Origin of the sequence: Streptomyces sp. NPDC079020, from assembly GCF_044542225.1 — a bacterium.
Taxonomy (GTDB): Bacteria; Actinomycetota; Actinomycetes; order Streptomycetales; family Streptomycetaceae; genus Streptomyces.
The window spans coordinates 1-26,342 of sequence record NZ_JBITUB010000002.1; the positions used below are offsets into that span (position 1 = coordinate 1).

General features: G+C 72.1%; 17 protein-coding genes and 1 pseudogene. 10 read left to right on the forward strand and 8 right to left on the reverse strand.

The genetic code is table 11. The features are described from left to right. The 3 genes and pseudogenes from ACIGJO_RS04055 to ACIGJO_RS04065 all read right to left on the reverse strand — a co-directional run. Positions 1-180 (reverse strand): annotated as a pseudogene (locus tag ACIGJO_RS04055) (methylmalonyl-CoA carboxyltransferase); the annotation flags it as partial. A gap of 189 nt (positions 181-369) precedes the next feature. After that, the gene (locus ACIGJO_RS04060) at positions 370-2,730 is read right to left on the reverse strand and encodes a polysaccharide lyase 8 family protein (RefSeq protein ID WP_399951770.1); all 2,361 of its coding nucleotides are present in this window, start codon (positions 2,728-2,730) and stop codon (positions 370-372) included. Positions 2,731-2,993: 263 nt separating this feature from the next. Beyond that, positions 2,994-6,884, reverse strand: coding sequence for an endo-alpha-N-acetylgalactosaminidase family protein (locus ACIGJO_RS04065; protein ID WP_399951773.1), 3,891 nt, complete (start codon positions 6,882-6,884; stop codon positions 2,994-2,996). A 442-nt stretch (positions 6,885-7,326) separates the two neighbouring features. On the opposite strand from ACIGJO_RS04065, the gene ACIGJO_RS04070 reads away from it, so the two are divergent. From ACIGJO_RS04070 to ACIGJO_RS04110, 9 genes are all read left to right on the forward strand, one after another. After that, on the forward strand, positions 7,327-8,547 hold the full coding sequence (locus ACIGJO_RS04070) for a glycoside hydrolase family 64 protein (protein ID WP_399951776.1): 1,221 nt from the start codon (positions 7,327-7,329) through the stop codon (positions 8,545-8,547). Between the two features lie 155 nt (positions 8,548-8,702). Next, positions 8,703-9,560: a helix-turn-helix domain-containing protein gene (locus tag ACIGJO_RS04075; protein ID WP_399951779.1), complete on the forward strand. Its 858-nt coding sequence runs from the start codon at positions 8,703-8,705 to the stop codon at positions 9,558-9,560. 303 nt (positions 9,561-9,863) lie between these two features. Continuing rightward, positions 9,864-10,955, forward strand: a complete 1,092-nt coding sequence (locus ACIGJO_RS04080) for an iron-siderophore ABC transporter substrate-binding protein (protein ID WP_399951782.1) — start codon at positions 9,864-9,866, stop codon at positions 10,953-10,955. A 47-nt stretch (positions 10,956-11,002) separates the two neighbouring features. Next, positions 11,003-12,094: a FecCD family ABC transporter permease gene (locus ACIGJO_RS04085; RefSeq protein ID WP_399951785.1), complete on the forward strand. Its 1,092-nt coding sequence runs from the start codon at positions 11,003-11,005 to the stop codon at positions 12,092-12,094. A gap of 77 nt (positions 12,095-12,171) precedes the next feature. After that, on the forward strand, positions 12,172-13,170 hold the full coding sequence (locus ACIGJO_RS04090) for a FecCD family ABC transporter permease (protein WP_399953170.1): 999 nt from the start codon (positions 12,172-12,174) through the stop codon (positions 13,168-13,170). Between the two features lie 136 nt (positions 13,171-13,306). After that, on the forward strand, positions 13,307-14,134 hold the full coding sequence (locus tag ACIGJO_RS04095) for an ABC transporter ATP-binding protein (protein WP_399951788.1): 828 nt from the start codon (positions 13,307-13,309) through the stop codon (positions 14,132-14,134). After that, positions 14,131-15,867 carry an ABC transporter transmembrane domain-containing protein gene (locus ACIGJO_RS04100; RefSeq protein WP_399951791.1) on the forward strand — a complete coding sequence of 579 codons (1,737 nt, stop codon included), beginning with the start codon at positions 14,131-14,133 and terminating at the stop codon, positions 15,865-15,867. The genes ACIGJO_RS04095 and ACIGJO_RS04100 overlap by 4 nt, the downstream gene beginning before the upstream one ends. Beyond that, complete coding sequence (locus ACIGJO_RS04105; protein ID WP_399951794.1) at positions 15,864-17,666, forward strand: ABC transporter ATP-binding protein; 1,803 nt, start codon at positions 15,864-15,866, stop codon at positions 17,664-17,666. Before ACIGJO_RS04100 ends, ACIGJO_RS04105 begins: the two co-directional genes overlap by 4 nt. Positions 17,667-17,768: 102 nt before the next feature. Next, a complete protein-coding gene (locus tag ACIGJO_RS04110) occupies positions 17,769-18,662 on the forward strand; it encodes a siderophore-interacting protein (protein WP_399951797.1) in 894 nt (297 codons plus the stop codon). 146 nt (positions 18,663-18,808) lie between these two features. On the opposite strand, the gene ACIGJO_RS04115 is transcribed toward ACIGJO_RS04110, so the two are convergent. The 5 genes from ACIGJO_RS04115 to ACIGJO_RS04135 form a co-directional block, all read right to left on the reverse strand. Beyond that, positions 18,809-19,858, reverse strand: a complete 1,050-nt coding sequence (locus ACIGJO_RS04115; protein WP_399953173.1) for an NAD(P)/FAD-dependent oxidoreductase — start codon at positions 19,856-19,858, stop codon at positions 18,809-18,811. A 2-nt stretch (positions 19,859-19,860) separates the two neighbouring features. Continuing rightward, on the reverse strand, positions 19,861-21,183 hold the full coding sequence (locus tag ACIGJO_RS04120) for a radical SAM protein (protein WP_399951800.1): 1,323 nt from the start codon (positions 21,181-21,183) through the stop codon (positions 19,861-19,863). Continuing rightward, positions 21,176-21,979: a hypothetical protein gene (locus ACIGJO_RS04125; RefSeq protein ID WP_399951803.1), complete on the reverse strand. Its 804-nt coding sequence runs from the start codon at positions 21,977-21,979 to the stop codon at positions 21,176-21,178. Before ACIGJO_RS04125 ends, ACIGJO_RS04120 begins: the two co-directional genes overlap by 8 nt. Before the next feature lie 51 nt (positions 21,980-22,030). Then, positions 22,031-23,860 carry a hypothetical protein gene (locus ACIGJO_RS04130; RefSeq protein WP_399951806.1) on the reverse strand — a complete coding sequence of 610 codons (1,830 nt, stop codon included), beginning with the start codon at positions 23,858-23,860 and terminating at the stop codon, positions 22,031-22,033. 366 nt (positions 23,861-24,226) lie between these two features. Then, a complete protein-coding gene (locus ACIGJO_RS04135; protein ID WP_399951809.1) occupies positions 24,227-25,417 on the reverse strand; it encodes a DUF4185 domain-containing protein in 1,191 nt (396 codons plus the stop codon). 251 nt (positions 25,418-25,668) lie between these two features. Here ACIGJO_RS04135 and ACIGJO_RS04140 point away from each other — a divergent pair, with 251 nt between their 5' ends. Continuing rightward, positions 25,669-26,328, forward strand: coding sequence for a peptidoglycan-binding protein (locus tag ACIGJO_RS04140; RefSeq protein WP_399951812.1), 660 nt, complete (start codon positions 25,669-25,671; stop codon positions 26,326-26,328). Positions 26,329-26,342: the final 14 nt, after the last annotated feature.

Below are 26,342 nucleotides of genomic sequence, written 5' to 3' on the forward strand. Positions count from 1 at the left end.
CGAACCCGGATCCAGCAACAGCCCGATACGCTCACGCGCCGTCAGCTTCCCCTTGGCATGCTGCGCCTCGGTCGCCCGGTCACTCGGTCCACGCATCGCCTGCTCACGCAGGGCCAGCAGTTCGGCCACCCGGCCACGGGTGTCGGTCGGCTCACCCGGGGTTTCCTCCACAACGGTCATGTATCGACCCTACGAACCCCGACCCAGAAATCGTGCCGTCGACTCCGAACAGTCTCCTGACCCGTTTCGTGGTGGGTGTGAACAGAACCCCGCCCCGATGCAGCCGAACCACCAGCCCCACGGGGCTCCGCCTTGTGGGGCCTCCACAAAGCGGAGCGTGTGGTGCGCGGCACAGGCAGGGGCGCGCCGTCAGCGCACCTCGCAGCGCAGCACGGCGCCTTCGGTGCCGGGTCCGGCGCGCAGGACGAGCCGGTTCCAGGTGGCCAGGACCTCGATTCCCGCGTCGGCGCGGACCACCGTACGTACCGGCCGGTCCCAGATCACGTCCACCGGGGTGCCGGACCGGTCGGGTCCGCTGACACAGAGCGTAGTGGAGCGCGGGCCCCGTCTGACAAGCACGCTCGCCGGGGCCGTGACGGAGAGCGGTCCCGCCGCACCGGCCTGCCAGAAATTGGCGGCGGTCAGGCCCAGTGAGCGCACGGCGACGGCCTGCGCCGCGGATGTGTTGGCCAGCACCTTCAGCCAGCCGCGGTCGGCTCCCCGGGCGGCCACCGTGCGCCGGTCCGCGCCCGGCATCAGCAGATAGACGTATCCGGCGTCGGCCGGGTCGGTGCCGTGGTCGAGCCAGAGCGTCTGCCAGTGGCGGGTCTCACGGGCGGTCGAGCTGGTGGTGTTGATGTCGGCCCAGGCACCGGTCCTGGCCTCGCGCAGCGTGCGCAGTGCGGCGCCGCCTGGCAGGACCCAGCCGCCGTGTCCTTCCAGGTGGGCCCAGCGCGGGCGCTCCCGGTCGTCGAGCGTGAAGGGGTGGGCGGCGCCGTCCGGGCCGAGGTTGCGGTTGTCGACGACCGTCTCGACGGGCACCCCGTCGGTGGCGGTGATGCCCGCGCCCAGGCAGATGACCGCGTCGGCGGCGCAGAACCAGGACTTGCGGGCCTCCAGGGTGGAGCCGAGGCCCTTGACGTGCTGCCCGACCGCGGCGAACTCCCCGTCGTGCGCGCCGCCGGTCCAGCGCGCCGCGGGCCGGGGCTCGCCCCATTCGCCGCCCGCCCGGTCGGGGAGGCGCTTGGTGGAGACGGTGATGCCGGGCAGGCGGTACCAGTCGACGGTCGGCCAGAACCAGTCGGTGTACTGGTCGCCCCGCTCGGCCCCCGGCCACCAGTAGAGCATCCCCGCCCCGGTGTGCCAGCCGCGCGGGTTCTCGCCGTTGCCGCACTCGTAGGAGCTGATGCGTTCCGAGGACATGGAGATGTTCGCGGCCCAGCCGGGGCGGCGGTGCACGGCCCGGTCCATGGCCGCGAACAGGGTGTGGCCGACCGGCTCGGGAGCGGCGGGGACGGGGGCCGCCGCGGCGGCGTGCAGCCGGGCGAGGTCGGCGACGTCGAACTGCGGGGCGGTCAGGACCGGGGAGGTGGTGTCCCGCTCGATCCATCCCTTGATCATGGCGTTCCACCAGTCGCGCTCGGCGGCGGACGCCCCGCCCGCGAGCAGGGCGATGGCCGCGATCAGGCCCTGGCCGTGGAAGTGGTCGCCGCGCAGCACCCGGCGTTCGTCGCTCTTGAGCAGGCCCCGGCTGATCGCGCGGCCGTTGACGCTGTCCATCGCCAGGCCGTTGTAGATCAGGGGCGCGTAGGCGTGCTCCACGCTGTCGAGGACGGTCTGCCGGGCGGGGTCGGTGACCGCCCAGGAGGACCCGGCCAGCAGCGCGAGGAGCCGGCCGAGGCCGTCGAGCATGACCTGCCCGTACGTCCCCGAGTAGGCGACCCAGGTGTGCTGGACGAAGGAGCCGTCGGCGTAGAGCCCGTCGCCCTTCGTCACGTGCGGGAAGACCGGCGAGAGGGCGTCCCGGGCCAGCGCGGTCTTGGCGGGGTCCCGGCCGAGGATGCCGCGCAGGGCGACGGAACGGCAGAGGTCGACCCGGTTGGCGCCGGTGGAGGTGCCGCTGTAGTCGCGGAGCACGGCATCCGGGATGAAGTGGTCGACGGCGGCGCAGGCGGCCTGCCGCTGCTCCTGGGTGAGGTGGTCGTGCAGGACGGCGACGATGTCCATGAGGAGGCGGGGGCTGCCGATCTGCCACTCCCACCAGTTGCCGTAGCGGGTGGTGGACGGGTTGTAGACCGTGGCGGAGAGGTGGTCGAGGCCGCGTACGACGGTGGCGAGGAGAGCGGTGTCGCCCGTGTGGCCGGTGCCGGGCTGGGCGTACGCCTGGGTCATGGTCCACAGGCGGCTGTAGCTCTGGGTGATGCCGGACGGCGGGTCGAAGGTCCGGTCGGGCCAGAGGGAGCCGGGGGCCGGGCTCATCGACGCGGCGAATCCGGCGGCGCGTTGCCCGGTCGCGGCGAGGCGGGAGGCGTAGGGCTCGGCGGCGGCGTCGTAGCCGGTGCCGAGCGCGAGGCCGGTCCAGCGCAGGCGGAGGGAGTCGAACTCCTCGTCGGCGGGGGCTTCCCGCGGGCCGGCGGCATGCGCCGGTCCGGACAGGGCGGCACCGAGGGCGGTGGCCCCGCCGGTGGCCAGGAAGGCGCGGCGCGACCAGGCGGCGGATGTGAGCGGCACGGAAGAACCTCCAGGGGCGGGGGTCCGGCCACCCGGCCGGGCCCCGAACGGTGTGCGCCGGGCGCCCGCCGGTCCAGCGCCCCTCTCCCGGCAGCCTCTACCCCGCCGCGCCGCCCAGCACGCACGCTCGCGGCGTCGGCACGGGCCCGGGGCGGGACGGAAGTGACGGGGTGGGCGGGGTGCGGTGGACGGGGCGGGCGGCCGGGCCGGATCAGGGGCTCCGAGGGGTGCGGCCGGCATCCCGGCCGCACCCCGTCGGACCGTCAGCTTCCGCAGTGGAAGCGGGCGTTGCCCCAATCCGCGTGGTCGTTGCCATTGCTGTCGCCGCCGTCGTCGACGACCAGCTCGACGTACGCCGCGCCGGTGACATCGGCGGTGAGCGGCCAGGCGGCGTCGGCCGCCCCGAGCACCGGCGACTTCACCTTCCCGGTGCCGTCGGCGGTGACGGAGAACCGCACGCTGCCGCGCGAGGCCTGGACGTCGTCCACGCCCACGTCGGCGGTGAAGGAGGTGCACTTCCCGCCCAGGTAGTAGCGGACCCTGGCCGGGGCGTGGGTGCCGATGCCCTTGGCGTACGTGACTCCCCCGATCTTCAGCGGGGAGCCGTCACCGGTGCCCGTCTCACCGTTGGACATGTCCCGCTCGACCGGTCCCCAGCCGTTCTCGGAGGCCGTCCAGTCCAGGTCACTGGCCCAGCTGTCCGCGGTGGGCGGCGGCGGCAGGGTCCGTACGGAGGTCTGCGCGGCCAGCTTCCGCCCGGCACCGCCGACCGTGTACACGGCCTGCGAACCCAGCTGGTACGTCCGGTACTCGGCGGCCGGCGGCGGGGTGACCCGCCACGTTCCGGTGACCTTCGCGCCCGGGGCGACCGAGTCGAAGGCGACGGCGCCCACGGGCTCGGCGCTCCAGCCCCCGGGCACGGTCAGCGCCACCTCGACGCCGGCCGCGGCCGCGGTCTCGTGGTTGCTGAACGTGGCCCTCACCGTGTTGGCCTCGCCGGGCACCAGCGTCTCCGCCTCGGCGGCGACGGCGAGCGTGCCGCAGGCGGCCTCCTGTCCGGCGGGGGTGGGGCCGAGGTCGGTCACGGTGAAGCCGTCCAGGACGAAGTCGGCGCCGTCCGGGGCGTCCGCGCGCTTGCGCAGCCCGGTCCAGGTGTCGCCGCAGCCCGCGGTGAGTGTCCGGCTGAAGTGGCCGGTGGTGCGCTGCTCACCGATGGGGGTGGTCCGGGTCTGTGTGGTGACGGGGGTGCCGTCCGTACCGGTCCGGTCGTAGCCGTCGGCCCATTCGTAGGCCCCGGCGTGGCTGGACTGGTAGTCGTACTCGATCCGGTAGCTGCGGCCCTCGGTCATGGGCACGGTCCAGGGGGCCGTGCGGTAGACGAGGCCGGCGTTCTCCTCATGGGCCTTGAGCGACTCCTTGCCGCCGAGCACGTCGTCGACGAGCTTCCCGTTCCAGCCCGCCCGGGTGTACGGGGCGTGCAGCTGGGAGATGCTGGTGCGGGGGTCGGTGGAGCCGCCCGCGTCGCCCTTGAGGAACGGCCCCCAGCCCTGGTCGACGTCCTCGAAGTCCTCGTACACGACCGTGTTCTTCCTGGTCGTGGGCGCGTTCTCGACGATACGGACATCATCGGCGCGGACCGTGGCGGCGCCGGTGCTGCCGCCGGTGCCGTCCTTCGCCGCTTCGACGCGCAGTGTGGTGCGGCCGTTCGCGGGGGCGGTGAAGTTGACCTTGGCCCGCTGGAAGTAGGTGCCGTTCCAGTCGGAGGCGGCGACCTGGTCCTTCGCGGTGGAGCGGTCCACGGCGACGGACTTTCCGCCCGCCGTGAGGGTGGTGTGCCGGCTCCGGCCGGGTTCGACCTCGATGAGGGCGGAGGCGGTGTAGCGCCTGCCGGGTTCGAGGCCGGTGATCCGCTGGGAGACGGCGGCGGGGGCGGCGCCGGAGAGCGCGGCGCTGTTGCGCCCCCGGCCGTCGGTGTCACGGGTGACGGTGCCGGTCCGGGTCCAGTCGTCGAGCCCGCTGTCGTTGAAGCCGGGGTCGCCGACCGGGGTGCCCTCGCCCCAGCGGGGGTCGGCGGCACGGGGAGCACGGTCCGGGTAGAGCACGTACGGCTGTCCGGCGGTGGCCTTCAGCGTGATCCGCCCGTCGGCGGGGCGGACGGTGGTGACCTTCTCCCGGCCGTTGTCGGTGAGCCGGTAGACGGTGTACGGGCCCTTGCCGGGCACCGCCCAACTGCTGCTGCCGCCCTTCTCGCTGTAGTGGTAGAGCTTCTTCCCGCCGTCCCAGGGCAGCAGGTAGTCGGTGCCGCTGAGAACCTTGCGGCCGTGGTCGTAGAACGTGCGCTTCTTGTCCTCGACCGTGCCGCGCACCCCACCGGTGAAGGTGATGTCCTGGCCCTTCCAGCGGGTGATCCGCTGCTGCTGGAGGTACTTCGCGGGCAGGTTCTTCTGCCAGATGTTGGCGTAGAAGGCGTTCCAGTCGCTCTCGCCGGTCCAGCCCTCGAACTCCTCGATGGCGGTCTGGCCGAGGACCGGGTCGTTGTTCCAGATGTCCTTCTCGCCGTTGCGGATGAAGCGGATGATCCGCGAGTTGAGGCCCTTGTTGGTGGCCCCGCCGTAGTTCAGGTCGTTCGCCCAGTGCGACCACAGGGAGCCGCGCTCGAACTTGTCGGCCCACTCGGTGCCGACGTTCCAGCCCTGCCGCTGTACGGCCCGCAGGGTGCTGTCGGCGATCCAGCCGTGCGAGTAGTAGACGTCGATGTAGAGCAGGCTGAGGTTCTTGTCGGTCTCGTCGCGCAGCTGCTGGAAGCGCCGGGCCAGGTCACCGCTGTTGATGTCGCGGCGCTGGTCGATGTAGTAGCTCTGGTTGAGCCAGTTCCAGCCGGGCCTGGTCCTGTCCACGAGCTTCTCGTCGAAGGCCTTGGCCTCGGGGTAGGACTCGGTGGCGTTCACATGGACGCCGAAGGTGGCGCCCCACTTCTTCCCGTCCTTGAGCAGTTCGTTGAGGTCCTTGAGCCCGCCGGCGCGCTTGTTGTAGTTGCCGCCGTAGTCGGGGTGGGCCGAGTCGTGGCCCTCGGAGCCGTATCCCTTGAGGACGGCGAGCTGGCCGAGGCCGTCCGTGGCCTGCGAGATCCGCTTGACGTCGTCGAGCGTGCGCAGGAAGGGGTGGGTGGCCTGGCTGGCGAAGTTGAACGGGATGTGGGTGATCACCCGGTCCGGGGTGTCCTGCGCGCCGGGCGCGGCGATGCCGATCGTACGGAACGCGTTGGCGCCGTCCTGCCAGTCGACGGCCTTGTCGCCGTTGGCGTCGGGGGTGATGACGACCTTCGCCCAGGGGAGGTCCGCGCCGCTCGCGGGCTTCGGCGCGCCCTCGCCCCGGTAGGTCCACTGGCCGGACCAGAGGCCGACCCGTACGCTGCCGTCCCCGGCCTTGCGGGCCTGGTGCCAGAAGCGGGCGTCGTCGCCGCCGGTGGCGCCCGCGGGCTTGTCGTACGAGGAGTTGGACTCGACGGCCGCCGCGAGCGCGCCCGTGTTCACCAGGGCGTACGTGGCGCCGACGGGCTTGCTGTCGGGGGCGGTCGCGGCGGTGACCTCCGCGAAGACGTCGGCGGTGCGCGTGGAGTCCGGGTCGAGCGTGGTGAACGCGGTCGCCGCGCCGGGCTCCGCGGAGCCCACGGAGACCAGGTCGTGCCCGGGTATGTCGATGGTGGAGACGCGGAAGGCCTCGGTGTCGCGGACGGCGGTCACCTTGAACGTGGTGACGCGTCCCGCGACGGAGAGCGTGGCGTCGATCTCCACGCCGGGCAGGTCGGTGAGGGTGAGGGTGTAGCGGGCGGTGGACGCGGTGATCCCGGGCGCGCCCTTGAGCTTCACCGGGTGGGCGGTGCCGTTGAGGGTGATGGTGGTGACCGGCCGCGTACTGCCGAGGAGCTGCTTCCCGCCGGCCCGGTCGGTGTACGACAGGACGCGCGGGAAGTCGTCGGCGACGGCGACGGAGAGCTGCGCGGATCCGATGACGGCGGAGCCGCCGGGGCCGGCCTCCTCGGCCGCGGCGGGGAGCGGGTCGGCGGCTGCGGCGGGGAGGCTGGTCCCCACGAGCGCCAGGACGGCTGCTGAGGCGGCGGCGACGGCGCCGGCCGAAGTGAATCTTCGCGACATGGCCCCTGAGTAGTCCTCGTGTCCGGACACCGTCAACGACGTACGCCGCCATGGGCCGTCGCAGTCCAACAACCGCCACGCGTTAGTCCAAGTGGGACGGGCTCGTACCGGACGGGCCGGCGCATTCACCTCTTGATCACCGGGCCCGCCGATCCACCCTGCCCCGCCCGCCCCCTTTCCGGACGGAGCCCGCCAAGTGAGGTGTGTGTGCGACAAGTTGTGAAGACTCCGCACTTCTGAGAGCGCTCTCAGTCACACGTCTTGACGCTCACCCCGGGCGTCGCGAGAGTGGTGCGCACCGCGGACGCTCCGGGGCCCGTCCCCCCACCCCCCCCGGCCGCCTCCCTTCACCACCGCTCTCGCTCCTGCCCCTCGCCACTCCCCCTCACCGCCCCCGCGATCCACCGTCCGCGGTCCCCCACACACACCTCGGGAGTCCCTCGTGATTTCGCGCAGAACGTTCGTGACGGGCACCTCGGCCGCGGCGCTGAGCTATCCCCTCTGGGGAAGCGCGCTGAGCCCCCGCGCCGCCGCGGCGCCCGCGACCTGCGAACTGGCCCTGGAGAACCGCTCGCTGCCCGGCACGGTGCACGCCTACGTCACCGGCCACGAGCAGGGCACCGGCCGCTGGGTGCTCCTGCGCCCGGACGGCGGCGTCTACCGCCCGGAGTCCCCCGGGGCGCCGCAGACCCCGCTGCCGGTCGACTGCGCCATCCCGCTGAAGGGCGCCGGGGCCGGTCCGGTCGTACTGACGCTTCCTCAGATGTTCGGCGCCCGGGTCTACTTCGTACGCGACGGCAAGCTGGACTTCTATCTGAACCCCGGCCCCTCCCTGGTGGAGCCGGCCTTCGCCACGCCCACCGACCCGAACTACGGGCGGACCTGGTCGTTCTGCGAGTTCACCTTCAACCCGCAGCAGTTGTTCGCGAACATCAGCTACGTCGACCTGGTGACCTCGCTGCCGATCGGGCTGAGGCTGGAGGGCGACGCCACGCACACCGTCGCCCCGCTGCCGGACGGCGCGGTGCGGCGGATCGCCGACGGCCTCACGGCGCAGGCCGCCGCCGACGGGCAGCCCTGGGACAGGCTGGTCACCCGGGGGCCGGACGGCGGTGTGCTGCGGGTGATCTCGCCGCAGAACCTGATGGCCCCGTTCTTCGACCGGCCGGACCAGATGCCGTTCCGGGATCTGTTCACGGCACAGATCGACGAGGTGTGGAACAAGTACCGCTCCACCGATCTGCGCATCGACCTCCAGGGCGGCCGGGGCACGCTCGCCGGGCGGGTCAGCGGTGACACCCTGACCTTCGCGGGCGGCCACACCTTCGGCAAGCCGGTGTCGAAGGACATCTTCACCTGCAACCACGGGCCGTTCACCAACAACCCCGGCGACTCCGACGACAAGAAGGCGATCCTGGCCCGGCTGGCGGCGGGCTTCAACCGCTCGATCATGCTCAGCCACCCGGACCAGCCGAACGGCACCACGGTGGCGGACTACTACAAGGGAACGGTGACCAACCACTGGTCCCGCGTCGTCCACGCCAACAGCCCGATCGGCTACGCGTTCCCCTACGACGACGTACGCCCCGACGGCCGGCCGGACGTCTCGGGCGCGGCCCACGACGGCAACCCACGCCGCTTCACGGTGAGCGTGGGCTCCTGAACCCTCCCCCCACAGGGCCGGAGTCGGCCCGGGGTTCCGTGGCTCCCCCGCCCTCCGGGGCGGGGGCGTCGCGCGTCGCGGCGCGGGGCGCCCGGGGTAGGCCGTACACCTCCGGGGCCTCCCGGGCGAGCGGCAGGTTAGGTTAACCTAAGTTCATGCTGGCTACAGTCCCGGGCCGCGAGCGCGGCGAGGCGCCCCCGGCGGTCGCGCCCCGATGGGCCGAGCCGTCGCCGGGCGGCGCCCTGGTGTCCGCCCCCTATCTGCTGACCACCGCGGTCTTCGACGGCTCCGCGCCCACGTCCGCGGCCACCGGAGGGGTGCACACGCACACCGACGCGCTCCTGGTCTGGCCGCACCACGGTTCACTGACCCTGCACACGCGTCACACGATGCGCCGGCTCGTACCCGGCCAGGGGATCTGGCTGCCGCCCGGGACCCCGCACCAGTCCTCCCCCGACCCGGGCAGCGTGAGCTGCTACACCTATGTGACCCGGGCGGCGATTCCGCCGCACTGGTCCGCCCCGCGCCCGCTGCGCGTACGGCGCGCCCTCCAGGAGATGCTGCTCCACCTCGACACCACCCCGATGCCCGACGACCTGCGACTGCGGACCCAGCGCGTCGTCATCGACCTGCTGGAGGAGGACCCGCATCCCGCCATCGACGTCCCCGTCCCCGAGGACGCGCGGATCCGTGCCCTGGCCGACGACGTCATGCGCGACCCGGAGAGCGATCTCTCGCTGGAGGCATGGGCGGCACGGCACGCGCTGAGCGTACGCACCGTCACCCGGGCGTTCGGCCACGATGTCGGCATGTCCTTCGCCCGGTGGCGTTCACTGGTACGGATGTCCGCGGCGACCGCCCTGCTGGCGCAGGGCCGTCCGGTCAATCTGGTCGCGCACCGCTGCGGCTACTCCACGACGAGCGCCTTCTCCGCCGCGTTCCGACGGGTGACCGGAGCCAGCCCGACCGAGTATCTGCGCGAGCAGACCGTACCGGCGCCCGTCGGCCACTGAGCGCTTCCCCTCCCGCCGGACACCCCCTCCTGCCGCCCGAAGGGCCCCCGCCGCGGCGGGGGCCCTTCGCCGCACCGGGGCACCCCGCCCGGTAAGCCGCAGCTCCGGGACACATGGCCGATTCTCGACACACCATGGCCACTTCGCGCCCCCTGCCCGCGACCCGATTCCCTAGCGTTCACTTAGGTGAGGGTTACCTAAGTAGAGGTGCGGGTCCGCTCGTAAGCGTGTCGCCCCGCCGCGGTCCCCTCCCCGTCCAACCGCCGTCGCATCACCGCGCGGTGCACAGATCCGAGGAGAAGCATGTCCATATCCATCCCGGCCGGACGCGGACCGGGCGCCGTGGCCCGCCTCGTGGCGCTGGTGATCGCCGCCGTCGTCGTGCTGGCGGGCTGCGGCAGCGGCACGTCCGAACCGGCCACGGCGAAGGCGGCGAAGGCCGGAGCCGCTTCGGACAGCTTCCCGGTGAGCATCAAGCACGGCCACGGGACCACCACGGTCAAGGAGAAGCCCAAGCGCATCGTGGCGGTCAGCTGGATGTCGCTGGATGTGGTCGCGGCCCTGGGGACGGTCCCGGTCGGCGTGGACGAGCAGTGGGGCGGCGACAAGCAGGGCCACACCCCGTGGTTCCGCAGCACGGTCGAGAAGCTCGGCGGTCCGCTGCCCGAGACGCTGAACTACGGCGACGCGGGCGAGACCGACTTCGAGCAGATCCTCTCGCTGAAGCCGGACCTCATCGTCGGCCTGTACTCCGGCATCACCGATGTCGACTACAAGCGCCTCTCCGAGATCGCTCCCACCGTCCCGTACCTGGAGAAGCCCTGGGACGGCGGGACCTGGCAGGAGATGACCCGCACGATCGCCAAGGCGATGGGCGAGACCGAGAAGGCCGAGGGCATCGTCACCGATGTCGAGGGCCGGCTGGCCACCGTGGCCGAGGAGCACCCGGAGTTCACGGACAAGACCTTCGCCTACGGAGTCGCCCTCACCCCCGGGTCGACGGACGTCGGTCTGTACCTCAACTACGACGCCCGCGTCCGGCTGCTCACCGAGATGGGCTTCAAGAACACCCCGTCGATGGAGACGATCGCCTCCACGGTGAAGGGCACCAACTGGTACGGCGGGATCAGCCTGGAGAAGCTCGACACGATCGAGGCCGACATCTTCGTCGGCTGGGCCAACGGCTCGGCCGAGGTCCCCTACAGCCTCAAGGACCCGCTGTTCTCTCGCTGGAAGCCGATCGCCGGGAAGAACTACGCGTTCGTGCAGGACGCCGCCCTGGGCATGGCCACCAGCGGACCGTCGGTGCTCTCCATCCCCTGGGCGATGGAGCGCTACGTACCGATGCTCGCCGACGCCGTCTCGGGCAAGGGCAACACCGGCGAGGGCTCCTGACCTCCGTCCGCCGCTCCCCCAGGTGACGCCCTCTCCCAAGGACAACCATGACGACCGCCCCACCCACGGGTGACCTCACCACCGGTACGGCGCGCGATGTGCCGGGCCCTCGCAACGGCGCGGGCCCGGCCGCCCCGCGCCACCGGCACCGCTACCGCCTGCTGGTCCTGCTGGCCGCCGTCGCGCTGCTGCTCGCCGTCACCGTGCTCAGCGTGATGGTCGGCGCCCGCTCCATCGCTCCCGGCACCGTCTGGGACGCGCTGTTCCATTTCGACGACTCCGACGAGCACGTGATGGTGCGCGAACTGCGCGTGCCGCGCACCGTGATCGGGCTGGTGGTGGGTGCGGCCCTCGGCCTCAGCGGCGCCCTGATCCAGGCGTTCACCCGTAACCCCCTGGCCGATCCCGGCATCCTCGGTGTGAACGCGGGCGCGAGCCTCGCGGTGACGTTCGCGGTCGCCGTGCTGGGGTACACCGCTGCCGGCCAGTTCATCTGGTTCGCGCTGGCGGGGGCCCTCGGGCTCACCGTGCTCGTCTACACGCTCGGCTCCATCGGCGCCGACCGTGGCAGCCCGGTGAAACTCACCCTCGCGGGAGTCGCGTTCACCGCCGTGTGCGGCGGCTTCACCTCCGCCGTGGCGCTCAAGAGCACGACCACGTTCGACGTCATGCGGTTCTGGGGTGTCGGGTCAATCGGCGGCCGGTCGCTCGACATCCTCCCCATCGCCCTGCCGCTGATCGGCGCCGGCCTTCTGCTCGGACTGTGCAGCGCGGGCTCGCTCAACGCCCTCGCGCTGGGCGACGACTTCGCCCGGTCGCTGGGCACCCGTCTCGCGGTGACCCGGGTGGTCCTGGTCCTCGCCGTCACCCTGCTGGCCGGAGCCTCCGTGGCCGTCGCCGGGCCGATCTCGTTCGTCGGGCTGATGGTGCCCCACATCGTGCGCTGGTTCGTGGGACCCGACCAGCGCTGGATCCTGCCCGTCACGGTCGTCGTCGCGCCCGCCTTCCTGCTGGCCGCCGACATCATCGGACGGGTGGTCCTGCCGTCCGGCGAGATGCGGGTCGGCCTCGTCACCGCGCTCGTCGGCGCGCCCGTCCTCGTCGCGCTCGTCCGGCGCCGGAAGGTGAGCACCCTGTGACCACCGGAACAACGAAGCGCGCCGTACCGGACCGGGTCGACTTCGGACGGACCCTCTGGGCCTGGCGCCGGAACGGAATGGCGCTGCGCGTCGAGCGGCGCTCCGTCCTCGTCTGCGCCGCCCTGGCCCTCAGCGTGGCCGCCCTGGGCATCCTCACCCTGGGCACCGGGTCCATCTCTCTCACCCCGGGGCAGGTGCTGTCCGCCCTGTTCGACCCGGACGCCGACCCCCGGGACCGGCTGGTCGTCGTGACCTGGCGGCTGCCCCGGCTGCTGTTCGCGATCGTCTGCGGAGCGGCGCTCGCCATCAGCGGCGCGCTCTTCCAGTCGCTCACCAAGAACCCGCTGGGCTCCCCCGACGTGATCGGCTTCGCCTCCGGTTCGTACGCGGGCGCGAGCGTCGTCATGCTGCTGCTCGGCACCGCCAACTACCTCGCCGTCGCCACGGGTTCACTGATCGGCGGAGCGGGCACCGCGCTCCTGGTGTATCTGCTCGCCTACCGAGGCGGGCTGGCCCCCTTCCGTCTCATCATCGTCGGGATCGCCGTCGGCGCCTTCCTCAGCTCCTTCACCTCGATGCTGCTCCTCTCCGTCAACCCGCAGCAGGCGATGCTGGCGGCCACCTGGGGAGCGGGCTCCCTCAGCGGGCTCGGCTTCGAGCAGCTGCGGGCGACGGCGGTCGTCTTCGCCGTGCTGCTGATCTGCTCGGCGGCCGTGGTGCGGCCCCTGGTCCATCTGGAGCTGGGCGACGACGCGGCCGTGGCCCTCGGGGTCAACGCGCAGCGCGCACGGCTCGCGGCCACCCTCGTCGGGGTCGCGCTCACGGCGCTCGTGACGGCGGCTGTCGGCCCGATCTCCTTCATCGCGCTCGCCGCACCGCAGATCGCCCAGCGGCTGACGCGGAGTCCCACCACGGTACGGATCGCCCCGGCGGCGCTGACCGGCGCGGCGGTCCTGGTCGGCGCCGACTTCCTCGCCCAGCGCATCAACCTGCCCGTGGGCGTGGTCACGCTGTGCGTCGGCGGGGCCTATCTGGCCTGGCTGCTCGCCCGCCAGTACGCGGGACGGCGCGCATGACCGTACCGGCCCCGCCCCACCCGTCGCCCCTGCCCACCCCGCCGCTCCGGCATGTCCCGACGCCCCTGTCCGCCCCGCCGCATCCGCCCGCCCGGTCGCACCCGCCGCTCCGGCCGCCCATCCGCGAGGAGTACCCGTGACCATCACGACGCAGCGCACCCGGACCCCGGTCCCGGCCCGGCTGGAGGTGCTCGACGCGACCATCGGCTACGGCCGGCGGCCCATCTCGGAGCACCTGGACGTCCGTATCCCGGACGAGTCCTTCACCGTCATCATCGGCCCCAACGCCTGTGGCAAGTCGACCCTGCTGCGCGCCGTGTCCCGGCTGCTGAAGCCCAGCGCCGGACGGGTCGTCCTCGACGGCCGGTCCATCGCGGAGTACCGCTCCAGGGAGGTGGCACGGACCCTCGGACTGCTGCCGCAGACCTCCCTGGCGCCCGACGGGATCACCGTCGCCGATCTGATCGCCCGGGGCCGCCACCCGCACCAGAAGCTGATGCGCCAGTGGACCGCGCGGGACGAGAAGGCCGTACTGGACGCCATGGCGGCCACCTCCGTCACGGAGCTGTCCGACCGGCCGGTCGACGAACTCTCCGGCGGCCAGCGCCAGCGCGTCTGGGTGGCGATGGTCCTCGCCCAGCAGACCCCGATCCTGCTGCTGGACGAACCGACCACGTTCCTCGACATCGCCCACCAGATCGATCTGCTGGAGCTGTTCACCGATCTGCACCGCGCCGGGCACACGCTCGTCGCCGTACTCCACGACCTGAACCACGCGGCCCGGTACGCGACCCATCTCATCGCCATGCGCGACGGCCGGGTCATCGCCGAGGGCACCCCGGAGGAGGTCGTGACCGCCTCACTCGTGAAGGAAGTGTTCGATCTGCCCTGCCAGGTCGTCCCCGACCCGGTCACCGGCACGCCCATGATCATCCCTCTGGCCCGGCAGCGGGACCCCCGGTGAACGCGACCGGAACCGCCCGCACCGGCGGGCACCGTACGCGCGAGGGCGCCGACGGGCCGAACTCCGTCCCGGCACTGTTCCGGGTCGCGCTCCTGCGTGACGGCCGCGGCCGCCGGCTGACCCTCACCGCCCTGGCGTTCATGGTCCACCAGCTGTGCGAGGCGCTGGTGCCGGTCCTCATCGGCGTCGTCATCGACCGGGCGCTGGCTCCCTCGGACCGCTCCGCCCTGTTCTGGTGGCTCACCGTGCTCGGCGTGGTCTTCGTCGTGCTGTCGCTGTCCTACCAGCGCGCCTCGACGGCCATGGTGGACGTCTACGGATACGGCGAGCACGAGCTGCGCCAGCGCGCGATGACCCGGCTGCTGGACCCGCGCTCCCTGCGCCGCCGGCCCGGTCCGGGAGAGGCGCTCTCCCTGGTCTCGTCCGACACCTACCGGGTCGCCGGGGTCTCCTGGAGCGTCGTGCAGCAGGCCTCGACCGTCACCGCGATCCTCACCGCGTCGACGGCGCTGCTCCTGATCTCCGTACCCCTGGGCCTGGGGGTCATCGCCAGCACGGTCCTGGTGCTCGTCGTGATGCGCCGGGTCTCGATGCCGCTGGAGGCGCGGGGACTGGCCGAGCAGAGTTCGGCGGCGCGGGCCGGCGACGTGGCCACCGACATGATCACCGGACTCCGGGTGGTCGTCGGCATGAACGCCCGTTCGGAGGCCGCCCGGCGCTACCGCACCGCGAGCGAGGACTCGCGGCGCGGTGCCGTGGCCACCTCGCGCTCGATGCTCGCGTACGGCAGTCTCAGCCTGCTGCTGTCGGGGGTGTTCCTCGCGGCGCTCGCGACGGCGTCGGGGTACCTCGCCCTGGACGGCGGCATCACGGTCGGCCAGCTGGTCACCGTCCTCGGGCTCGCCCAGTTCCTCCAGGGCTCGCTGGCCCATGTCGGTACGTTCGCCTCCAACTGGATCCACAAGCGTGCCTCCGCGCGGCGGCTGGGCGATCTGCTGGACGAGCCGCCCCTGATCGGCCCCGCCGAAGCGACCGGCACGCCCGCCACCACCGCCACCGCCACCGCCACCGGATCAGCATCCGCATCCGCCACCTCCGCCGGTCCTGTATCCGGTCCCGCGCTGCGGTGGCATCCGTCCGAGCACGGCGAGCCCCTCGATCTGCGGCCCGGCGAGCTCGTCGGTGTCGTCCCCGGTGACCCCGGGCACGCGAGGGAACTCAGCGACCGGCTCGGCTACCGCGTCCCGCTCCGCCGCGGCGAACTCCTGGTCGACGGGGTCGACGCCGTCGACCTCGGCCCGGACGCGGTGCGCGCCCGGATCGCGGCACCGCCCCACCACGGTGCGGTGTTCTCCGGCACCCTGCGCTCCAACCTCACCCCCCGAGGCGGCGAGAGCGACCCGGCCGTACTCCGGGCCGCGATGCTCGACGACGTACTCGAACTGATCGGGGGCGACCGGGCCGAGGTCGGCGAGCACGGCCGCAGGCTCTCCGGCGGCCAGCGTCAGCGTCTGCTGCTCGCCCGTGCGCTGCACAGCGACGCCGACCTCGTCGTCCTCGACGAACCGACCACCGCGGTCGACCCGGTGACCGAACAGCGCATCGCCGAAGGCCTGCGCGGCCTGCCCGCGACGACGCTCCTGATCACCACCAGCCGGATCCTGCTCTCCGCCTGCGACCGGGTCCTCGACCTCGGCGGCGCCCACCCCGAACCGAACGGAACCCCCAGGTGACCCCCGCGAAAGGCACCCTGCCCATCGCCGACCCCCGCCGCACCCGCAAGGAGCTCGTCCACCGGCTCGGCACGCACCGCGGCCGGCTGGCCGTGTCGCTGCTCACCCTGCTGGGCGGTACGGCCGTCACCCTCGCCACCCCCCAGGTCCTCGGTGACATCGTGGACGCCGTCGCGGACGGGGCGGGCCGGGGCCGTATCACGGTGCTCGGCGCCGTCCTCGTGCTCGTCGCCGTCGCCGGGGCCGCGCTCGCCTACGCGGGCGGCCGGATGCTGGTGGTCCTCGTCCAGGGTGTCCTCGCCGCCCTGCGCGAGGACGTGTTCGAGACCGCGGTCCACCTTCCGGCGAGCACGCTGGAGTCCTCGGACAGTTCCGATGTCGTCTCCCGGGTGACCCGTGATGTCGAAGCGGTCTCCGAAGCGGCCTCGGACGTGCTTCCCGATGTCACCGACGCGAGCTTCACGATCGGCCTCAGCCTGGTGGGCCTCGCGGTCCTCGACCTCCGTCTGGCCCTCGCCGGCGTGATCTGCCTGCCCGTCCATGTGTTCGCCACCCGGCAGTTCCTCTCCCGCTCGCACGTCGTGTACGGGGACATCCGCCGGCTGGAGTCCACGCGCGGCCAGTCCGTCATCGAGGCGGTGCACGGCGCCGAGACCATCCGTACGTACCGGACCCAGGACCAGCACCTCGGCGAGCTGGCCGGACACAGTGAACTGGCCATCGCACGGCAACGCGACGGCGTACGGCTGCGCAACCGGTTCACGGGCCTGCTCAACGCGGCGGAGTTCATCGGCCTGGCCGCCGTGCTGGTCACGGGCTTCGTGCTGCTGGACTCCGGGGCCATCACGGTGGGCGCCGCCACGGCCGCCGCCCTGTACTTCCACCGTCTCTTCGGTCCGGTCGGGGCGCTGCTGGGGAGCCTGGACGACATCCAGCGCGCGACGGCGGGGCTGTCCCGGCTCGTGGGCATCACCGACCTGGGCCGCGGGGGCGACAGCACCGGTGTCGGCACCGGCACCGGAGAAGGCGACGGGCGGGACGGCGATGCGGATACGTGCCGCCGCCCGGCCATCGACGTGAAGGGGGTCTCGTTCTCGTACGACGGAACGCGCCCCGCCCTGCGTGATGTCTCGCTCCACGTGCCCCCGGGCACCAGCCTCGCGCTCGTCGGCGCCAGCGGCTCGGGCAAGAGCACGCTGGCCCATCTGATCGCCGGCCTGGGCGAACCGGACCGCGGCGAGATCAGCACCGGGGACACGGAGGGCGTTCACGCCCCCACCCGGTATCTGGTCACCCAGGAGATCCATCTGTTCGGCGGCACCCTGGCCGACAACCTGCGGATCGCCCGGCCCACCGCCACCGACGACGAACTCCGCGGTGCCCTGCGCGAGGCCGGAGCCGACTGGGCGCTGGAGACGGAATCGGGGCTCGGCACCGTCCTCGGCGCCGGTGGCACCCCGCTCGACGACGGATCGGTCCAGCACCTCGCACTGGCCCGCGCGCTGCTCGCCGACCCGGACGTCGTCATCCTCGACGAGGCCACCGCACAGTCGGGTCCGCAGACCCGCACGCTTCTCCGGACGGCTCTCGAACGTGTCACCCGCGGACGCACCAGTGTCATCGTGGCGCACCGTCTGGAACAGGCGCGCGACGCGGACCACATCCTGACCCTCCGCCACGGCGAGGTCGCCGAGCACGGCACGCACAGCGAACTGCTGGCCGCCGAGGGCGAGTACGCCGCGCTCTGGCAGGCGTACACCGCCACGGCCGCCGGTACCGACGGCGCCCGGCGGCCCTGAGGACCGCCGCCCCGCACACGTCCCCGCCGCCGACCCCGCGTTCCCCACCCCCTCCGCGGCACGCACCCCCGATCCGATCCCGCACACGAAGGAGCAGCACCCATGACCATTCACCGCGCCGTGGTGGCCCGCGTCCGGCAGCTCACCCCGTCCATGGCCCGCGTCACGTTCCACGGCGAGGGTCTCGCCGCGTTCACGTCCACGGGCGTCGGCGACGAGTACGTCCGGCTGTTCTTCCCCCACGGCCCCGACCGCACGGACGTCTCCCTGCCCGACACGACGGAGAACGGCGGCTGGCAGACCCCCGAAGGGCAGCCCGAGGCGCCCGTACGGACGTACACCGTCCGGTCCGTCCGCCCGGAGACGGGCGAGATCGACATCGACTTCGTGCTGCACGGCCACGGCACGGCGTCGGGCTGGGCCGCCGCCGCCGCGCCCGGTGATGTGATCGGTCTCAACTCCCCCACCGGCCTCTACAGTCCCCCGGCCGACCTCGCCTGGCAGGTCCTGGTCTCCGACCTGAGCGGTCTGCCCGCCGTCGGCCGCATCGTCGAGGGCGCCCCGGACCACGTCACGACCCGGGCGGTCCTGGAAGTGCCCGACGCCTCCTGTGTGCAGCCCCTCACCGACCGGCCCGGCGTCCGGGCGGCCTGGACCTACGGCGGCAACGGCCGCGGCCCCAGCCGCCTGGCCGAGCTGGTAGCCGCCGCGATCCCGCCCGGCACGGACCTGACCGGCGGCTATGTCTGGGTCGCGGGCCGGACGGACGCCCTGCGCGCCGTACGCCGCTACCTGCGCAAGGACCTGAAGCTCCCCGCCGACCGCTTCAAGGTCGTCGGCTACTGGATGCCGGACGGCGACGTGTGGACCGAACGCTACGAAGCGCTGCCCGCCGCCGTCCGCGCCGAGCTGGACAGCATGTGGGACAACCCCGCCGACGAGCCCGAGGACCTCGCCATCCGGTACGAGGACCGCCTCAGCACCCTCGGTCTGTGACCCGGGGCGGCCCTGGCGCGTTCAGCCCTCAGGACTGCCGTCATCCCCTTCGCCGATGGGCAGGGCCGCGGCGTGGTGCAGCCCGGCGGTGAACCGTTCCGGGGCCGGCGCGGACGCACGGACCTCCCGGGTCGGGTCAGGTGTTCTCAGGACGGTGCGACGGCTCGTGGGATCCAGAACTGCCGGTCCTGCACCTGGTACTGACGTCTGTAGTGCTCGGCCGCCAGCCCGTCGTGATGACGGGCGAGGCGCCGCAGGTGCGCCTGGTAGAAGGAGGCGGCCGCGGCGGCGGTGCCAGGGCGCCGGAGGATGCTGTGGGCGGCCATACTGCCCTGCATGGCGGTGGTCATCGCGGTCTGAACTCCTTGCGCGGACAGGGGGTCCAGGGTCAGCGCCGCCTCACCGATCTTGATCCAGTCACGGCCGACGGTGCCCTCGGCGATCGAGCTCGTGGCATCGCAGGCGAACGTTCCGGTGAGCTGTGTGCCCAGCCAGGGACCGATCAGGTCCGAGGCGGACAGCGTCGAACGGTAGAGCCGCCGCCGCGCGTCCCCGTCCAGCGCGGCGCACCGGGCGCGCTCGACGAAGACCATCGCGTTGATCGTGTCGTCCGGCAGCAGCGCGGCGCAGAGCCATTCGTCGTGACCCGCCTCGACACGGACGCCGGGCCCGTCCCGCACCCCCGGCCGCCAGTATCCGTAGAGAGCGGTGGTACGCGCCCCGGCGCGGCGGCGGTTCCTGCGGAGCAGGCCCGCCCGCCCGCCGGCGTCGATGAGGAACCTGCAGTCCAGATCGAAGCACCGGCCGGCCTGCCGCACCTCGATGCGCCAGCCGTCGTCGTGCCGGCGCGGGCGGCGGGCGAGGGCGGGCTGCGACACCCTCACTCCGGCCGTCCGCGCCGCGTCCAGCAGGAATGCGTCGAAGACACCGCGGTCGGCCACGAACGTCGGTGAGCGGTGCTCGGCGCCCGCCCACCGCGCGAGCAGCTCCGCGGGGCGCAGACCGGAGGGGTCGGAATGGCCCAGGGCGCCCAGCACCTGGGAGATCCCCAGCGCCAGACAGTCACCGAGCCGGCGACGGGGGAACACCGCACGTTCCACGAGGTGGACGGAATGCCCCAGCAGGGCGAGCTGGCGGGCGGCGGTCGAGCCCGCGGGCCCGCCGCCGATCACACAGATGTCCGCCCGGTCGGGCATCGTCACCGGCCGGGTCCGATCAGGTCGAGGTAGTCCGGCCGCTTCTCCGTCAGCCGCGCGTACATGCCCAGGCAATGGTGGAGCCAGCCCCGGATGTAGTCACAGGCCGGGCGGCCACGCCCGATCACCTCGTGATGGCATCCCCCGCCGCACAGGTACCGCGCCCAGCAGTCGGAGCACGGCTGCTGGCGATGCACATGCCGGTCCTCCAGCCATTTCAGCTGGCGCGCCGGATCCACCCCGGTGAGGACGTCGCCCATCCTGCGCTCGTCGTCCCCGACGAAACGGTGGCAGGCGAACAGTTCACCGTCGGCGGACGCGCCGAGATACCCCGCTCCGGCACCGCACGGGTACGGGCGGTGGGTACCCCGATGGATCTCCCGCAGCGCGTTGACGGCGTTGAGGAACGGATACGGCTCGCCGTTCTCGACCCGCTTCTCGAAACGCTCGGCGCAGGCAGTCATCTGTTCGAGCATGACGGACAGGTCGGACCCGGCCATCTCGTCGGCGCCCGTGGGCGAGCTGAGCATCGGCGAGAACCCGACGCTGTCGAACCCCAGCGAGATGAACTCCTCCAGCGTCTCCGGAAGGGACAGGTTCCGCGGTGTCACGGTGACGCGGGCGGAGACGTTCATGGTCCGCGGCCGGCCTCTCAGCAGCGGCTCCAGACGCCTGAGCACCCGTTCGTAGGTGGGCCGTCCGTTCCGCGAGGGGCGCAGGCGGTCATGGACGGCGCCCACGCCGTCGAGGCTGACCGTGACGGCGAATCCGTGCCGTGCGAAGAACTCGGCGTCGTCGGGCCTGACCAGGGTTCCGTTCGTCGTGATCGAGTATCCGACGCGGACTCCGCGCTCTGCGGCGCGCGCGGCGGCGTACTCGGTGGCGGACCGCACGACACGGCGATTGGCGAGCGGCTCGCCGCCGAGGAACGCGATGGTGATCTGCTCCCCGGCAGCCGCCTCCTCCACCAGGCGGTCGACCGACCGGTGGGCGACCTGCTCGGACATGAGCTTGGAGGCACCGCCGAAGTCGCCCTGCTCCGCATAGCAGTAGGTGCAGCCCAGGTTGCAGGTCTGCGCGACGGCGAGGGAGATGGAGCGCAGGGGGACCTCGGCGGGGACCTCGTCGAGCGCTACGGGGACATCCAGTCCGAACCGGGCGAGCAGGGCGCTCGCGGCGGCCTCGTCCCGGGCCTCGGCCGCGTCCTCGAAGAGCTCCCGGGCGTCCGGCGGAATCGCGTAGACGAGCGAACCGGCGGAGACGAGGATGTGCGGGCCGCTCCCTCCGTCGAACAGGTGATAGCTGCGGACCCGAGGCTCAGTCACCGTCGCGTTCATCGTTGTCCTTTCCCTCGAGGACGAAGCTCAGCTTGTCCTCCCAACTGGCGATGATGTCCTCGTGCTGGAGCAGGTCCGACTGACGAAGCGTGTAGACCTTGGGCGTGGTGGGGGTCCGATCGCGCTGCAGCCAGTTGTGGCCCCGGCTGCCGTCGGCCTCGTCCGCCTCGACGTTGACGTAGTCGGGCCGGCTGGCGGCCCAGTAGTAGCACCCGCAGCCGACGAAGTCGTTCTGCCACGGGGAGCAGAGGCTCTGCGTCAGCTCCCCGGGCTGGGCGAGCCGGCGGCTGAGCATCGCGGTGCGGGCGTCCTCCCCGCCCTCGGGCCCGGCGTCCTCGAAGATCTTCTGGACCGTCAGTGAGACCTCCTGCTGGTCGTCGTCGCCCTTGGTGAAGGTGCACCGGACTTCCTGCCCTGCCTTCTGCGCGACGTCGGCGAGGGCGTTCGACCATTCCAGGGACCAGTTGCCCAGACTCTCGCTGGCCCCTCCGGGTGCCCGCGGGCCGGCGAGCTCGATCCAGATCGGATGCCCGTCGACGGCGAGGAGGATCTCGCCGACAAGCCCCCGCACCTCCTCGGGCGCGTCGTCGTCGGCGGCCAGGACCAGGGCGACCGCCTCGTGCAGCTGGATTCCGGCGAAGAGACGGCGCCACAGGTTGCGCAGGTCCAGTTCAAGCCCGGGGTAGAAGTTGCCGACGGAGGACGCCGGGGTCGTACCGGGAGGGTTGCCACGCGCCCGGTACGCGAGCTGGGCGGTCAGGTTCCGGGGTGCGATCGGTTCCACGGCTACTCCTGGGCTCTGCGATGTCGGTGCCGGCGGCGTTGATGGCGGTTCTCACGCTTCCCCGTCCGGCGGCATCGCGGCGATCCAGGCCTCGACGATCTCCAGGCCGGTCTTGTCGGTGCCGGGCACGGTGCGGCTGAACGGTCCGTGCATGGGGTGGTCCTCGCGGCGCAGCAGGCGTACGAACGCCGAGGCCTCCACGTCGCCCGGGGTCACCAGGCGCTGCCCGGCCTCCGCTCCCGCGAGCGGCCCCTGGGCATTCGCCGTACGGAGGTGATCCAGCAGGTTCAGGGGATGTACGAAGAGGTCCGACAGCGGACCGGACTCCGTGGGAATGTGCTCATGGAGGGGAGCCATCGCGCGGAAGAACTCCACGAGGCGGAGCATCATGCGCTCGGGCTCGGTCGTGGCCTGCGTCTCCAGGGCAGCACGACGCAGGAGCTCGATCTGACGGCGGGTGAGCGCCAGCTCCAGGGTGTCGCTGCCGCGCATGAGCGCCGGCATCTTCTGGCGTGCCATGGTCGAGAAATCACCGGCTTCGTCGTAGGAACGGATCAGATCACGCGGGATGGGCAGTACGCCGTCCTGCCAGCTCGTCATGAGCTGCTCGTGAATCGCCAGGACCTGGTGATAGGGGGCCTTGCCCTGGCCGAAGACGGGTTCGAAGGCGCGCTCGTACTCGGCGGCCTCGTGCCTCGCCTGGTTGGTGGCGTTCGTCGCGACGCCGCCGATCCCCTGGTCCGCGTTCATGGCCATCGTGTTCATCAGGCGCACCGTCTCCAGGGCGCGGCGCAGGGTGTCCTCCACCTCGTCCCGGTCCAGCTCACCGGACACGACGGGACCGAACAGCGCCTGAACGAGATCGTCCTGCAGCGTGCGGACGTGGAAACTGTCCGGCGCGAAGTCGGGCACTCCGGAGCAGATCCGGGCCGACGCGCTGAGCACCTGGCCACCGACCGTGGCCTCGACGCCCACGATTCCGTCACAGGAGTCGTCGACGTAGCCCTTGGAGATGTAGCGCTGCCCCTGCTGGTCGAGCGTGCCCTCGTAGGTCTGGGCCGGGAAGGTCACCAGGGGCGCGGCCGGGTCGCCGTCGAAGTGGTCGTCCCAGCGCCCCACGTCGGGGTCGTACACATCGTCGCTGACCTGCGGATCCCCCGGCCGTGCCCCGAACACCGCGCCCCGGGCGGGCACGAAACGCATCCGGATCTCGGGGAACTCATCGGTCGGTTTGATGAAGCGGACCGTGCCGAGCGAAATCGACTTGCCCGCCTTGAAATTGTCGGCGCGACCGGCGAGCGGATGCTCGGCGTGGTCGCTGAACGTCCCGGTGTCCGCGTGGATCCCGTCCTTCGCGTCCCCGGTGCGCCGCGCGGCCTTGAGGTTGGCCACCGCAACCCGCCAGCGGAGGTCGGCGGGGGTCAGCCCGACGGCTTCGAGGCGTGCGGTGGTCAGGGGTTCCAGGTCGCCGGTGCCGAAGCGGGCCCACAGCTCCAGGAAGGGCGCCACCGGACGGACCCGGCCCGCGCTGTCCCGGAACCGGACCTCGGCCGGCTGTGTCTCCTGCGTGACCGCTCCGCTGTCGGGGTCGACGCGCAAGGTCGGCGCGGGCTGCAGCTCGCGGTATCCGGTCGGTTCGCGGACCACGGCGTGGTAGTTGTCCATCGGCTCGTCGGAGGACCCGAAGCGGCCGATGGCCAGTGGCGGGAGGATCCGCAGTTCCGTGATGCCGCTTCCGGCCGGCCGGGCGTCGGGCACCGGTCGGCTCTCGGTGTCCCGCACCGGCCGCGGCTCTTCGGCGTCGTCCGCCGCCGTTGTGCCCTCAGGTCTCTCCCGTGCACCCAGCGGCTCGTCCCGACGTACCCGGCGAGGGGAATTCATGGGTCCTCATTTCCTGCGTCGGCTGCCCCCTCAACGCGAAGTGCGGATTCACGGACAGGGGGGAAGACTCTGCTCCCTCGCTGTACCGCGGTCCTGGTCACCTCCTTTGTCCAGGACTTCCCCGCGCGCCCGGCCCTGACCTGCCAATCGTGTGGTTCCGCGTTCCGGCGGTGAAACGCGCGCAGCCGGCGCTCCGCGAGGGGGCGCCGGCTGATCAGAGCCGTCCGCCGGCTCTCCCCCGCCGCCTCGGTGAGAGCGGTGGGGCGGCCAAGGGCGGGACAGCCCCGGGGCACGGGGCGCCTTCCGGCCGGATCCCGGCCGGATCCCGGCCGCGGACCGGAAGAGCGCCCCGTGCCTGTGCTGCCGCTACACGCTCAGCCCGTTGATGCGGTACTGCATCACCCGATAGTTCTGGTCGTCGTACCACTGGCTGACCGCGATGTGGAAGTCGCCGAAGGTCGAGCCCGGGATGATGAACCCGCCGTACGGGCTCGCCACCGCGTTGCCGAATTCCAGTCCGGGCACGGTGGGCACGATGATCGTCTGTTCCGGTGCGGCGAACAGGTTGGAGGTGGGCAGCGGGAAGATCTGCGCGCGCATGTCGAGCGGGGCCATGTTGAGCCAGGTGAGGGCGTACTTCCCGTCCATGGCCCGGAAACAGATCTCGCCCCAGCGGCGCGGCCCGGTGACCGAGGTCGGGTAATTTCCCCAGGCCCAGACCCCATTGGCGTATCCCCAGGGTTCATAGGCCGCGGGATTTCCCAGGGCGTCCTGCGGCACCCGGTGGAGCAGCAGGTCCGATGTCACATCGCGGTTGAAGACCGTGGAAAGGACGTAGCAATACCCGTCGTCCGCCACCGCGTACGTCTTCTGCTGGAACTGCCCGTTGTACTGGTCGCCCGGCCATTGGCAGAGGTATTCCCAGGTTTCCCCGCTGTCCCGGGAGCGCCAGAAGTCGGAGTGGTGCGTCTGGTAGATCACCCCGCGCATCAGGTGCATGTACATGGTGTCGCCGATGGTGAACACATCGGAGGGGATGGCGGTGGTGCCGCCGGCGTGTCCTTCGGGAACCAGGCTCTCGGCGTGGGCGCCTCCGACGCTGTCGTCGATGACGAGCGAGCCGAGGGACGGGTTGCGGGCACGCAGGCCCACCGGGGCCCGCCAGTCGGGTCCGCCGACGCCGCCGCCGTCGAAGGTGTCGCCACCGACGAGGAGCATGGTGCCGTCGGGGCAGCGGGCGGGAATGCCCAGGTCGGTCCAGGGAGCGGCGAAGCGGCCGGTCTCCGCGGGACCGGTGAGGTTGCGGATCCTGGCACCGGTGATCAGCCTCGCGCCGCGCTCGGTGGCGGCCGCCTGTGCGGTGCCCGCGGCGATGCCCGCCGCGGCGAGGGCGGCGCCCGTACCGGCCCTCAGGAGGGAACGGCGGCTCAGGGAGCGGGAGCCCCGCGGGTCCAGGCTCTGCGGATCCAGGCTCTGCGGATCCAGGCTCTGCGGATCCAGGCTCTGTGGTTCCAGGTTTCGCGGACGGGGTCCCTGCGGTTGGGGGGATTGCTGCATGGACAGCTCCTGTGGGGAGGGGTTCGCTGCGGGCGATGCGATACGGCCGCCCATTTCGGCCGCGCCGCTTCACCTCCCGGAGCGTAGGGCGCCAAGTCGGCGCGCGACAGGTGGTGTTGACCGGCGCGAATTGGCTGCCATTGGTCCGACCGCTGAAAGAAGTGCCGCCGGACGGGGCATCTTCCGAAAGCCCAACTCGCCTTTCCTGCAACGGTCTTGACTTTGGATTACCGTGCGCGACACCGTGCTGTATGCGAAAGAACAGAACCCCCCACCGCATGTTCGCAAGCCTGGCCGCTGCCGGAATTCTGCTCGCCCTTCCGGCCACCGCCCATGCCTCGCCCACCCCCGACCCGACATCCCATGGCCTGCGCGCGTTCCAGGCGAACCACGGACTCCGCCCCACCGGCTCCGTGGACGCCGCCACCGCACGGCTGCTCGACGCCGCCCCGGACAGCGAATTGCGTACGGTCTTCACCGTGCCGTCCGATCTCGGGCCGGAGGAACTCGCCAACGCCCGCACCGTCATCGGCGTCGGGAAGGGCGCGCAGATACCGGAGCAGGGTCAGGTCATCGCCCTGATGACGGCCATGCAGGAGTCGAAGTTCGTCAATTACACGGTCCCCGTGGACCATGACTCGCTGGGCATCTTCCAGCAGCGGCCCAGTATGGGCTGGGGCACTCCGGAGCAGATCACGGATGTCGCCACCTCGTCCAAGTCCTTCTACGGGGTGGCCCCGTTCGGCAACAACCCCGGGCTGATCCAGATCGCCGGCTGGGAATCCATGGCGCCCGGTGAGGTGTGCCAGGCGGTGCAGCGTTCCGCCTATCCCGACCGGTACGCGCAGTGGGAGCAGTTCGCCCGCGACCTGCTCGCGACGGAAGGCCCCTCGGTCGACCCCATCTACTGACGGATGAGGCCCGG